The sequence below is a fragment of the Marinobacter sediminum genome (assembly GCF_023657445.1).
GTDB lineage: Bacteria > Pseudomonadota > Gammaproteobacteria > Pseudomonadales > Oleiphilaceae > Marinobacter > Marinobacter sediminum_A.
The window spans coordinates 369,753-382,476 of the sequence record NZ_JAGTWY010000001.1 but is presented as its reverse complement, the minus strand read 5'-3'; the positions used below and the strand labels follow the sequence as shown (position 1 = coordinate 382,476).

Here is a 12,724-nt window from a genome sequence, read left to right as displayed (position 1 = left end):
CACAGACCGATGGCATCTGAACTCGCTGACCAGCCTTTCAGTTATGGATTAACCGCCCACATTCTGGTGGTGGATGACGAGCCCCGCCTGCTGACTACACTCGCCTCCCTGTTGCGGGACCGTGGCTACCAGGTTACGGAAGCCAGTGGAGGGGCAAAGGCATGTGAACTGGTAAATTCGCAACACTTCGACCTGGCTCTTCTGGACCTGCGAATGCCAGAAGTCGATGGCTTCGATGTCATGGCCCACCTGACCGACATCCAGCCCGACTGCGGCACCATCGTGGTCAGCGGAGAAAGCTCCTTCAACGCCGTCAGTCGTGCACTCCGGCGGGGTGCACTGGACTACATCCGGAAACCCTTTGATCCGGAAGAGTTACTCGCCACCGTTGAAAGTGTTATCGGTCAGCAGTCGCTGATGAAAGCCCATGAACACGTTCAGATGCGGCTGGAGAAGTCGGAAGCCCTGCACCGGTATATCGTAAACAGCTCCCCCGACATTGTGTTCATGCTCGACGATCATGGTCATTTTTGCTTCGTAAACAGCAAGGTCGAAAGTCTGCTGGGTTATCAGCCGACGGAGCTCTGCGGTCGGCATTTTCGCCACATTCTGGACGACCGTGACGTAGCCCGGGGAACATATGCCCTGAAGGGCCCTAACATAACCGCTGACAACCCCAGAACCCTGGAGGTTCGCCTTAAAACCCGAGGCAGCCGTCGTGCAACAAGACATTTCGAGGTCACCGCATTCCCTGTCGACCCTCAAACCTGGCCACACGCCGGTGCAACCCATGGTGGCGGGAATGGCAAGGCTGCTCGCTATTACGGCACAGCAAGAGATGTCACTGAGAGGAAAGAAGCCGAGGCGTTCATTAACTTCCAGGCCTATCACGACCTGCTGACACGGTTACCAAACCGTGCGCTATTTAAAGACCGCCTGGAACTGGCCATAACTCATGCCAGTCGCGAAGAGCAGAAACTGGCGGTGATGTTCCTGGACCTTGACCGTTTCAAGGTTATCAACGATACCCTGGGCCACGCGATGGGTGATCGTCTGTTGCAGGCAGTCACCCAGAGGCTTGAGAAGTGCCTTCGCAAAGGCGATACCCTGTCCCGTTTTGGCGGTGATGAATTCACACTGCTACTTCCCTCCATGCACAATCACGATGATGCGAAACAGATAGCGAAGAAGTTGATCAATGCATTACGGGCGCCTTTCCAGCTTGGCGACCATGAGGTTTTTGTAGGCGTCAGCATTGGCATTGCCATCTACCCTGAAGCCGGCGTAAACATGGATCAGCTGATCCAGAACGCCGACATTGCCATGTACCACGTCAAAGGCAAAGGCAAGGACGGTTACCGATTCTATTCAGAGAGCATGAGCATCGACACGGCAAACCGGCTGAATCTTGAGCGGGATCTCCGTCGTGGGCTTGAACGGGATGAATTAAGGGTCTTCTACCAGCCCCAGGTCTGCTCGACCACCAATCGAATTGTCGGCCTTGAGGCTCTGGTGCGCTGGCAACATCCTGAACGGGGATTGCTCTACCCCCGGGATTTTCTGCCCCTGGCAGAGGAAACCAAATTGATCGGCCAGCTAAGCGAATGGGTGCTGGACCAGGCATGCCAGGACGTCGGTCAGTGGATTCGCTCCGGCCACTCTGACCTTCGTCTCGCGGTGAACCTGTCCCCGATTCAGGTCGAACACCCACGCTTTGTGGAAACTCTGATGCAGAGAGTGAAGGCCCGCAATTTCCCGGCCAGCAATCTCGAGATTGAGATTACCGAAAACGTGATCATGACGGATCTGGAGCAGATCAGTCAGAAACTCCGTGAGCTGGCAGCACTTGGCGTGCGTATCGCCATCGACGACTTCGGCACCGGTTACTCCTCGCTCAACTACCTGCACAGACTGCCTATCCATACCCTGAAAGTGGACCAGTCCTTTGTCAAAGCCATACGCAGCGGCGATGACGGGGCCTGTATTGTGAATGCCATTGTCGCCATGGCCCATGGCCTGAAGCTGGAGATTGTGGCTGAAGGCGTTGAAACTGATGAGCAGCTGAAGTACCTGCGAGATCTGGGCTGTCATCAGGTTCAGGGCTTCTTCTACGGGCCGGCGCGACCTGCTGCCGATATTTGTAAATCCCTTGGCCAGGCGACCGCCCAGGCTGTGGCCTTCTAGCTCCACCCTCCCTTTATTGATTGTCTGACACTCCTAGTTAAAACCTTGATCCGGTTTGCAAAGTATTGCAGTGCGTTACTTTGTGTATCTGGAAATGCGTATTGCTGCACATAATTCCCCCAGCCTGTTCTCTAAGCTCAAACCCATACGACGTTGCTCACCGAAAAACCGACAGGCCGTCGGGCCAATAAAGACAAAAACGGTGACAACATCCCAAGGAACAAGAACAGGCAACAGTCATCATGCGCGACAAGTACAAATACATTGGCCCCGTCTACGATTTCCTGAGCAATCTCTACAGCGGCAAAAACATTCACCGCTGTAAAACCGCGATGCTGGATGTAGAAACTGTAAAACCCGGTGACCGTATTCTGTTTGCCGGCGTTGGTCATGGCCGCGATGCCATCCGCGCCGCTGAACTGGGTGCAGACGTGACTGTGGTGGACCTTTCTGAAACCATGCTGCGCAAGTTTGGCGAAGCCCAGGAGCAGGAGGCACCGCAACTGACTATCCGCCGCATTCATAGCGACATCATGGCGGTGGAGGAGTTCGAACAGTACGACATGGTCGTCGCCAATTTCTTCCTGAATGTGTTTGACGAAGACATGATGGTGCGGGTTTTAGAGCACCTGATCCGACTCGGCAAGGCCGATGCCAAAGTTGTGGTTGGAGACTTCTGCTACCCCACTGGCAACGTTCTCGCACGTATGTTCAAGAAGCTCTACTGGTACATGGCGGTGTTTACTTTCTGGCTATTCGCCAACAATGCCTTCCACAAGATTTACAACTATCCCGAGCACATGAAACGCCTGGGCCTTCAGGTTACCGAGAAGAGGCATTTCAAGCTTCTGAATATGGACTGCTACTGGTCCATTCTGGGCCAGAAACAGGCGTAATCCGCCTCGCCACCCAAGAAATAACAACAATCGGGGAGCATAAACATGTCGGATCAGATTCTTGCACTGGATGGATTACGCGAACTGGATGGTGGCTCATTCACTTTTCCCGAGCGCGTCGGTTACCTGAAAAAGTACGGGACACACTCCCAGTCTTTCTCGACGCTTCAGCCAGGCATGCAATACTTTGACGTGCCGGGCGTCGGTTATGTGGCGTACATGCGCAAATGGGGCGGAACCTTCGTCCTCTCCGATCCGGTCTGTGCACCAGAAAGCTTCGGCGTCATGCTTGAGCATTTTCACAACCGTTTCCCCAATGCCTGCTACATTCAGGTATCCAAGCCCGTCGTGGACTTCCTGCACCTGCGCTATGGCCTTTATGGCACACAGTTCGGCAGTGAGTCCCGGATTGATCTCGGCAAATGGTCGCTGACGGGTAAAAAAAAGCAGATCCTTCGCACCGCTCTTAATCAGGCCAAGAAGAACAATATCACCGTAAAGGAACGATTCAGTGACGACCACACCCGGGAAATCTCGGAAGCGTGGATTCGCACCCGAAAGTGCAAGAGCAATGAGATCCGCTTCCTGATTCGTCCGATGGAGATGGAGTATCGGGAAAACGAGCGCCACTTCTACGCGTACCAGGATGGCAAGGCGGCCGGCTTCATCTATTTCGACCCGATTTATCGCAACAATGAAATCATCAGCTATGTGCCGAACATATCCCGGGCCAACGCCGATTTCCGGCAGGGAATTTTCTATACCCTGATGGCTCATGCCATGGACGTCTTCAAAGCCGAAGGTGTGCCCTACCTGGATCTCGGCCTGATTCCACTGTCCCTGGATACTACTACCGAGCATCAGGAAAGCCGGTTATTGAAACGACTATTACACGGCCTCTATGAGAAGGGGAACTTCCTGTATAACTTCAAGGGCCTCGAATTCACGAAATCCCGTTTCAGGGGCGACAGTTTCAAAACCTATTGTTGCCACAAACGTGCGATTCCCGCTCTGGAGTTTCTCGCGATGTTCAAGCTGACCCGGTTGTTGTAATACTCTCAGCACTACCGGGCCAGCATCCGCAGATTTCATGCGGCCGCAGGCCGAGCCTGGCCATATAGCTGGCCACCCCCCCGGGCACCGGGCCGGAAAACAACGCCGCTCTTACCGGATCACGCTGCTCAACCTCAGCTTTGGTGGTCCGTGGCCGCTTCCCATGCTGGTCGAGCAGGTAGCCCACGCGCCTGGCAATGGCGTCGCCGGAATCCACCCAGAACTTTACCTCCGGCAGCGTTTCCTTGAGCGCTTCCAGCAGTAACGGGTAATGGGTGCAACCAAGCACTACGGTATCGACACCTGCCCTGCGAAACCCCGAGACAGCCTCAGCCAGCGCATTCCGCGACACGTCCACCCCACCGACCGAATCTTCGACCCAACGCACCAGGTCCGGATGGCCGATACGCTCCACGTGGCAATGCCCGGCAAACTCATTCACCAGAGTATCCAGATAAGGCCTTCGGATAGTGGCCGGTGTTGCCAAAAGACCTATGCGCTGGTTGCGGGTTTTTTCGGCTGCAGGTTTAACGGCAGGGACAACGCCGACCACCGGCACTGTTGTTATCGCCCGCAGGTGAGGCAAAACAACGGTACTGGCAGTGTTGCATGCCACTACGATGACATCGCAGGGCAACTGTTCGAGAGCTTTGGCAATGAGGCCGCAACAGCGCTCAACCACCACGGATTCCGGCTGATCGCCATAGGGGAATCCGGCATTATCGGCCAGATAGACCAGCTCCGTTGCCGGCAGATGCTGGCGAATACAGGCGGCCACACTCAACCCGCCAACGCCGGAATCAAAGACCAGAACTCTTGGAGGGGCGATATCCGTCAAAGGGGAACACCTCCCTGGGATATTTCTTTTTCCATAGCACGGATGAGTCGGCCGGCAATGGTCGTCTGTGGCGGGACCGGGGGAGTATCTCCCGGCAGAAACCAGCCGGCATCCGCCAGCTCATCTTCCTGCAGAACCAATTCGCCGCCTGCATAGTCAGCAAAAAAACCTACCATCAACTGATGCGGAAATGGCCAGGGCTGCGAGGCGTGATAGCGAACATTGGTTACGTCCAGCCCGGTTTCCTCTTTCACCTCCCGTGCAACCGCGCCTTCCAGGCTCTCGCCCGGCTCTACAAATCCGGCGATGAGGCTGTAGAAATGGTGTTTTGCCCGCGATGATCTCGCCAGCAAGAGATGATCTCCCTTGCGAATCACAACAATTACACATGGAGCCAGCCTCGGATACCAGGGAATGCTGCAAGGCTGACACCACCTGGCTCGTTCTCCCGGATGGGAGGTGGTTTCGCCTCCGCAACGCCCGCAAAACCGGTGGTCACGCCACCACTGCCATACCTGAAACCCAGTACTGAGTAGGTCTGTCGGGGCGTCCTCCATCATCAGCAGTGCATCCCGAAGGGCTACAGACTCAAGTCCGGAAGCGTCCGCCTCGTCAAGCTCGGTCACAAAAACAGGGGTGTCATTCATTGACCCGAGAGATACGGTGTCGCCAGCGCCTGCCGCCAGCCCCTCACTTCCCCATGGAAGCAGCCAGCCATCAGGCGGCTTGAGGATGCTTGAGCCAGAGATAGCCAGCACCAGATCCCCTTTGCTGGGAACACCGGTAGACCAACCCGGAGTCCAGCCTGTGTTTGACATCACCATTGTCTGTTTGCGCCTGAGTGTTAAGTGGGCCAGCCTGAAATGTACCACAATGCGCTTGCGGCCAAGAATGAATGCCGACTTCCCGGCCAGTACTCAACCAAGTAAACTTGGCACCTGTTTTTAGTTACCGGAGCTTCACTATATGCGAATTTACCAGGGCATTCGCAGCCTGATCCTGACACTTTTCCGCAAGATACTGTTCCTGTGGGTCAGGACAGACGTTAGCGGCAACAGCCTCGAAGCTCTGGGACTGGATCCGGACAAATCGGTTTGCTACGTGCTCCAGTACAGCTCCCTCTCCAATCGCCTGGTACTGGAGCAGGAAGTGATTCGTGCAGGTCTGCCCGGGGCCGCGGACTCACTGCCGGTAAAAAACAGGCCATCTCACTCGTTCTTCTTCCTGTATCGCCGTACTAGCGGGCTGTTTCGTCGGCGCCAGGCACCGGTACCAACCAGCGAATTCCAGGCACTGACCCACTACGGCATCGAACATCCGGACCAGGATGTGCAGATAGTCCCGGTCTCACTATTCTGGGGCCGCTCTCCTGACAAGGAAAAGTCCCTGGTCAAGCTGCTGCTATCCGACACGTGGAGCGTCGCCGGGCGCCTGCAGAAGTTTCTGATCATCATGGTGCATGGACGCAATACCTATGTTCAGTTCAACCAGCCGCTTTCCCTGAAACAGGTTATTGATGAATATCGTAACTCTGAGGAGCGGGCCAATCGCAAACTGGCTCGAATCCTCCGCACCCATTTCCGCCGTGTTCGCCAGGCGGTGCTCGGGCCGGATCTGTCCCACCGCCGCACTCTGGTGGGCGGCCTGGTGCGCACCCAGGCGGTGAAGGAAGCGATTCGCGAAACCGCTGCAAAAGATGAAATCCCGCCGGAAAAGGTTCGCGCCAAGGCGTGGAAATATGCCGATGAAATCGCCGCAAGCATGTCGGTTGTCACTATCCGGATCCTTGAAGTTGTGTTGTCCTGGCTCTGGAACCGGATCTACAACGGCATTAACATTAATAACATCCAGGTGGTGAAGGAGGTGGCCCAGGACAATGCCGTAGTTTATGTGCCTTGCCATCGCTCACACATTGATTATCTGCTGCTCTCCTACGTGCTTTACAAGAATGGCCTTATGCCTCCGCATATCGCCGCCGGAATTAACCTGAACATGCCGATCGTGGGCCCGATTCTGCGTCGTGGCGGTGCCTTTTTCATGCGCCGCAGTTTCAAGGACAACCCTCTGTACGCCACGGTATTCAACGAGTATATGCACGTCATGTTCTCCCGCGGCTACTCCGTCGAGTACTTCGTGGAAGGTGGGCGGAGCCGGACCGGGCGGATGCTTCAGCCTCGCCCCGGCATGCTGTCCATGACCGTGCGAAGCTTTCTCCGGGATCACCGCAAGCCCATTGTCTTTGTGCCGGTGTACATCGGCTATGAAAAGGTGATGGAAGGCCGCTCCTATCTGGGCGAACTGCGGGGCAAGAAGAAGCAGAAAGAAAGTGTGTTCGCAATTGCCAGAACCGTACGTAAGCTTAACAACTCCTTTGGCCAGGTCGCGGTGAACTTTGGTGAGGCGATTCCGCTGGCAGACGTTCTGGACCAGGTTCACGACAGCTGGCGCCAGGAAGCCTATGATTCTGAGTACCGGCCAGCCTGGCTGACTAAAGCCGTGAACGAATTATCCCTGCGAGTGGCCGCCAACATCAATGCCTCTGTAGCGGTCAACCCCATTGGCATGGCAGCGACCGTCCTTCTGGGCACCGACCGCCTGGCCATGGACGAAGGTCAGCTGATCCGGCTGATGGATCAGTACGCCAACCTCCTTAAAGCCTATCCCTATGCGGAGACGGTTACCCTGCCTGAAGGCACCGGTAAGGACTGGGTCGCCTATTGCGAAAACATGGGGCTTGTTGAGCGACAGCCTCAGAAGCTGGGCGATATCATTGCGCTGGAAGGCAGCAATGCCATCCTGATGACTTACTACCGCAACAACATCCAGCACCTCTTCGCCCTGCCCTCGCTGATCGCCAGCCTGTTTGAGAATATGGATTCCCTGAGCCGGGACAAGATCGTTTTCCTGGCCGGCGTGGCGTACCCCTATCTGCAGTCAGAATTGTTCCTCAGATACCACGCGGATCAGGCCGAATCCGTCATCAATCAATGGATTGATGTGCTAATCGAGCAAGGACTGCTGAAAGCTCTGGACGATGAGCGCATCGGACGGCCCGAGGAAAGCACCGAGGAGATGCTCCGGTTACGGGTGCTGTCCAGGTTCATTATTCAGACGCTCGAACGCTACCATATTGCCCTGGGCATCCTGCGAAAATACGGGTCGGGCAAGATCAGTGCAGAGGAACTCGAAGAGCAGAGCACCCTGCTTGCCGAGCGCATGTCCATTCTTTTCGGCCTGAACGCTCCGGAGTTTTTCGACAAGAGCCTGTTCCGGAATTTCATCGCCAACATGCAAAAGAATGGGGTTATTACCACCGATGACAATGGACTTATCTGCTACGGCGAAGGTCTGGATGAAGTCGCTGAGGATGCACGTTTGGTTCTGAGCGTCGAAAAACGCCAGGCCATTCAGCAAGTCACTATGATGGGGGCCTGAGCGGCTCACCCGGCCGGCAATGCCTTAATGGGATAAATGTCATAGCGACTGCTTTTGCCCTCAATGCGGGCCGCAGGTTCCGGCCCGCTGATGGCCGGCGCCTTGCGGGACCGCTTAACCACCACCCGGTAGGTCGCACATTTCAGAGCGGCTTCAAGCAGTTCGCCGGAATCGTCATCATCGCCGACAACCACCCGGAACACCTGCATTTCTTTCTTGACGAGTGCGGACTTATCCCGGTGCGGGAACATCGGATCAAGGTAAATGATGTCTGCGGCATCCGGGCCAGCACCCCGAAGCCACTCAATACTGCCGCCCTTCTCCAGCTTCATTCGCTCGATAATAGGCGCACAGTCAACATTCAGCGAAGCTCGCGCCAGCCCGTCCTCCAGCAACGCATGAACCACGGGATTGCGCTCAAACAGGGTAACCCGACAACCAAGACTGGCAAGTATGAATGCATCCTGTCCAAGCCCAGCGGTGGCATCCAGAACGTGCAGGCCGGCACGGGTTTTCTGCAATCCCACGGCCCTGGCCACCAACTGCCCTGCGCCACCACCATGTTCACGGCGATAGCCCATTTTACCAGTCACAAACTCCGCCCTCACTGGCCCGGGAGCTCCCTTTCCGGTTAGTTGCAGGCAAAGGCCGTTTTCATCCAGAAACAATAAAACACCGACATCCCTGACATCCCTGGGCCGCACCACTCCGAGGTTTTTCAGATTCAGATCCTGACTGAGAAGGGAGGCCTGCGCCGGGTCACCTAACGGACTGCGTCCAACAGCCACTCTTTGATGCCAGTTGCCTGGTGACGAGTCTTTAGAGGAAGGATCGGACATCAGACGAGGATATCGATGCCGGCAAGCGAAGTCTCACCACCAGATTCCTGTCCCGCTGCCGCAACATCCGCAAAGGTGGACAGGGCACGGGCTGTCGGCAGTGACACTTCATCGGCCCGGAATCTTTCGAGGCGCACGTCTTCAGAAGCGCGCCGGGCCTCGACACGGCGTTCCAGGCTCTCTCCGGGAGTACGATCTTTGACAGGGGACTGGGGGCTGTCCGCCAGATCACGACGAACCGTATCTGTGATCTTTTCCGGTGTCGATGCCGGGACACGGGCCGCATCACTGCGCTCCCGGACCGGGCTATTGTTGCCGGACTGGAAGCCATAGTTGTTACCTGGATTTATACCGCCAATCATGAACAGATACCGCTGGCTCGACGACAGAAAAACGCGAGAGGAAAGTATGTAAGAATCTGGCGTGGAAGAAAAGCCTGCTGATCAGTTTTTGCTCATCCAATCCGCAGCCAACTCAGGCTAACCCCGCCCGGGCAACTTTTTCCAGGCGACTTCATCCCGGATATAGACCGGCTGGGCCTGTTCAGCCGGAACCGCCGCTCCCTGTTCATACCCGATCGCTGCCAGCCTGGCGACCCAAGCAGCCCGGGGAATCAGGGACTCATCGACCGAACCAATGCGACCTGAAACATCACCCGGCATATCCTCCCGGAACTTCCAGCCCTGCCCTGCGCCCGACCAATGCTCTGACTCGCCCGTCAGGGCAACTCTCGCCGGAGGACAGACCCGCTCATCCCCAAGAAGCACAGGAAGACCGCTCTGGCAGACGAAGCACCCCCAGTAGACCTCTCCCATACGGGCATCAAATGCCACAGCAACTGCATCGTTTTCAGCCAGATCAAGAGCATCGATTGCCCCCAGCGCCACCGCTGCCAGAGATGATACCGGTACCACAGGAATATTCAGGCCCCAGGCCAGGCCCTGCACCACGCCGGTGGCAATCCGAAGCCCGGTGAAGGAGCCCGGGCCGCAGGCAAAAGCCAGAGCATCCAGATCTGATGGTGCCAGTGCTTTTTCGGCAAGCAGTTCTCGCACCATGGGCATCAGGAGCCGGGTATGGCCTCTGGGTGCAAGCTCAAAACGTTCGGAGATCTCGCCATCAACAAGAAGGGCTGCCGAGCAGCCCTCCGATGACGTATCCAGTGCCAGCAGTTTCACGGAAGTGAAAACCCTCAGATCAGGATGACGTTGACTTACTTGAGTTTGGACAGGATCTGGTCGCGAATGTTATCCAGGCTGCCAACCCCTTCCACGCGCACGTACTTGGGTGCGGCTTCCGGATTCTCGCTGGCCAGGTCCTGATAGTAGCCTACCAGAGGAGCCGTTTGATCATGGTAGATCTTCAGGCGCTTGCGAACTGTTTCTTCTTTGTCGTCCTCACGCTGAACCAGTGGCTCACCGGTTTCATCATCCTTGCCTTCTGCCTTGGGCGGATCGAATTTCACGTGGTAAATACGACCGCTGCCTTCGTGTACGCGACGGCCTGACAGACGACTGACGATTTCTTCGTCGTCCACCGCAATCTCAACCACATAATCAATAGCAATACCCTGATCCTTGAGGGCTTCAGCCTGAGGAATGGTGCGAGGGAAGCCGTCCAGCAAAAAGCCGTTCTTGCAGTCCGGCTGCTGAATTCGCTCTTCAATCAGCGCGATGATGATGTCATCAGACACGAGGCCGCCAGTTGCCATAACCTCTTTGACCTGCTTGCCCAACTCGGACTCGGCCTTAACCGCCGCCCGCAGCATGTCACCGGTGGAGATCTGAGGAATATTAAAGCGTTCAGTGATGAACTGAGCCTGGGTCCCCTTACCTGCGCCCGGTGCGCCTAACATGATGATCCGCATAACGCTGTGCTCCCGTTTTAGTCATTATCGTTTGAAAAGTTGTGGCAAAAACCTCGGCCTTTGCGCCAACCTCTCCACACCGGAACAGGTGTCAGCCAGAATCGGCGAAGCCGCATTATACGAAGTCAGCCAGCGTAGAGAAAGTCGACCTCCGTATCATGCACGGCAAGCGGGCACCAGCCGACCTGAAAGGTCGACCGGCTCAGGATGACAGGGACATAGCCAGCGCGTCCAGATCCGGTGCAACACCATCCATTTCCAGCCCCAGATCGTCTACCACCTCAGAAGGCAGCCCGAGCCCTTCGAGCAGCTCGGGAATATCGTCTGGATTGAACTCATCACCTATGCCACGCCCCTTGAGCAAAGCATTGGCCAGTTGAACCATCAGAACGTAGCTTTCGTGCTCGCCATGATAGCCCAGGTGCTGATGCACACCCGCAGCTTTGACCACAGGATCCGGCAATTGCCACAAGCGGTGCAGGATGCCACCGATGGCGCCATGACCCACGGCCATGATCTGGTCCCCGTCACCATGGCCAAAGACCTGCTGCTCAAGGGAGTGCATACTGGCCTCGGGATTGGCTTCACGCAGGGTATTGAGCTCTTCGAATTCAGCCGGAAAGAGGTGCCCTACCAGCAAGAGTCCAAAGTTGTGCAATAACCCACACAGATAGGCCAGACCTTTGTCAGCACCACAGCGGGGCGCGATACTCTGGCACAGGAACGCGCAGTAAAGGGAGTGACGCCAGAACTGGTCCATCCCAAGCATGCCCTTACGCGGTATGTCGAAAGCGCGGACCGAAGCAATACCAAGAGCAATATGGGCCACCCGGTCGAAACCCAGAACCCGCGTTACCGCTTCCTGAACAGAATTGACCTGGCCGGGGTAATTGAACAGGGCTGATCGGGCATAGCGCATGATCTGCGCCGTCAAACTCGGGTCATACTCGATAAGCTCAGCCAACTCGCGAGCCGTCGCCTCGGTATTGGCGGTCAGGCGCAGGATACGCAGCGCCAATGCCGGCATCGGCGGCAAACGATAAAGCTTTTGGAGCTTGTCGGCGACCTCTTCAAGGGTCAGCGCCTCCCGGTCGCCATTGCCCTGCCCCCGGATCACCAGGTGGCCTTGCCGACTGCCGGCCAGCGCCAGCCTCAGAGACCGTCCATCCATCTCGACCAGACCATAAGCGGAACCGCCAGAAAACAGTACACGTTCGGCTCCGGAAACATCTTCGTCCACCAGCACCGGGAGTTCGTAGGCGGCGCCAATAGGTGGCGTGAAGCCCGGATCGCAATCACCGAACAACCTTATGCTCTGGCGCGCAGTCAAAGGCTGCAATCGGCGGCCCGTCATCTGATTGACAGCGTCCAGATCCAACGAGCTGTCGAACTTGTGAACCGCCATGATCACACCGTTAATATCAATCAGAAGCGTCGCCTGAATGAAGTCGGTTTGCGGCTGCCCGGAGGCAATCACCGCAGCATCCAGACTGGTGGCCTGCTCAATCGGCAAATCATTGTAGGGTATGCCCTTACGGGTCAGAAAACGTTCCAACTGTGCAGCCAGAGCCACAACTTACTCCTATTGTCCATAATGGGGTGTGATGACAGC

Annotated in this window: 11 protein-coding genes; 4 read left to right on the top strand and 7 right to left on the bottom strand. The window is 56.3% G+C overall.

Going from position 1 to position 12,724, the window contains the following annotated elements; translation table 11 throughout:
• The first annotated feature begins 9 nt into the window (after nucleotides 1–9).
• The 3 genes from KFJ24_RS01855 (at nucleotide 10) to KFJ24_RS01845 (ending at nucleotide 4,133) form a co-directional block, all read left to right on the top strand.
• Entirely contained in the window at nucleotides 10–2,184 is a 2,175-nt protein-coding gene (locus tag KFJ24_RS01855) for an EAL domain-containing response regulator (protein ID WP_250829393.1), read from the top strand.
• A gap of 242 nt (nucleotides 2,185–2,426) precedes the next feature.
• Nucleotides 2,427–3,080 carry a class I SAM-dependent methyltransferase gene (locus KFJ24_RS01850; RefSeq protein ID WP_250829392.1) on the top strand — a complete coding sequence of 218 codons (654 nt, stop codon included), beginning with the start codon at nucleotides 2,427–2,429 and terminating at the stop codon, nucleotides 3,078–3,080.
• Nucleotides 3,081–3,125: 45 nt separating this feature from the next.
• A complete protein-coding gene (locus tag KFJ24_RS01845; protein WP_250829391.1) occupies nucleotides 3,126–4,133 on the top strand; it encodes a DUF2156 domain-containing protein in 1,008 nt (335 codons plus the stop codon).
• Here the strand turns inward: KFJ24_RS01845 and murI are convergent.
• Both murI and nudC read right to left on the bottom strand, forming a co-directional pair.
• Entirely contained in the window at nucleotides 4,111–4,971 is an 861-nt protein-coding gene (gene murI / locus KFJ24_RS01840; protein ID WP_250829390.1) for a glutamate racemase, read from the bottom strand. The genes KFJ24_RS01845 and murI overlap by 23 nt on opposite strands.
• Entirely contained in the window at nucleotides 4,968–5,795 is an 828-nt protein-coding gene (gene nudC, locus KFJ24_RS01835) for an NAD(+) diphosphatase (RefSeq protein ID WP_250829389.1), read from the bottom strand. The genes murI and nudC overlap by 4 nt, the downstream gene beginning before the upstream one ends.
• Before the next feature lie 142 nt (nucleotides 5,796–5,937).
• On the opposite strand from nudC, the gene plsB reads away from it, so the two are divergent.
• Nucleotides 5,938–8,406 (top strand): glycerol-3-phosphate 1-O-acyltransferase PlsB, encoded by a 2,469-nt coding sequence (gene plsB, locus KFJ24_RS01830; RefSeq protein WP_250829388.1) that lies wholly within the window; start codon nucleotides 5,938–5,940, stop codon nucleotides 8,404–8,406.
• Between the two features lie 5 nt (nucleotides 8,407–8,411).
• On the opposite strand, the gene KFJ24_RS01825 is transcribed toward plsB, so the two are convergent.
• The 5 genes from KFJ24_RS01825 to KFJ24_RS01805 form a co-directional block, all read right to left on the bottom strand.
• Nucleotides 8,412–9,245 carry a class I SAM-dependent methyltransferase gene (locus tag KFJ24_RS01825; RefSeq protein ID WP_250829387.1) on the bottom strand — a complete coding sequence of 278 codons (834 nt, stop codon included), beginning with the start codon at nucleotides 9,243–9,245 and terminating at the stop codon, nucleotides 8,412–8,414.
• Complete coding sequence (locus KFJ24_RS01820) at nucleotides 9,245–9,607, bottom strand: UDP pyrophosphate phosphatase (RefSeq protein WP_250829386.1); 363 nt, start codon at nucleotides 9,605–9,607, stop codon at nucleotides 9,245–9,247. The genes KFJ24_RS01825 and KFJ24_RS01820 overlap by 1 nt, the downstream gene beginning before the upstream one ends.
• Before the next feature lie 117 nt (nucleotides 9,608–9,724).
• Nucleotides 9,725–10,423 (bottom strand): tRNA (adenosine(37)-N6)-threonylcarbamoyltransferase complex dimerization subunit type 1 TsaB, encoded by a 699-nt coding sequence (gene tsaB / locus KFJ24_RS01815; RefSeq protein ID WP_250829385.1) that lies wholly within the window; start codon nucleotides 10,421–10,423, stop codon nucleotides 9,725–9,727.
• Nucleotides 10,424–10,458: 35 nt separating this feature from the next.
• On the bottom strand, nucleotides 10,459–11,112 hold the full coding sequence (adk, locus tag KFJ24_RS01810; RefSeq protein ID WP_250829384.1) for an adenylate kinase: 654 nt from the start codon (nucleotides 11,110–11,112) through the stop codon (nucleotides 10,459–10,461).
• Nucleotides 11,113–11,314: 202 nt separating this feature from the next.
• A complete protein-coding gene (locus KFJ24_RS01805) occupies nucleotides 11,315–12,685 on the bottom strand; it encodes an HDOD domain-containing protein (RefSeq protein WP_250829383.1) in 1,371 nt (456 codons plus the stop codon).
• Nucleotides 12,686–12,724 lie beyond the last annotated feature (39 nt).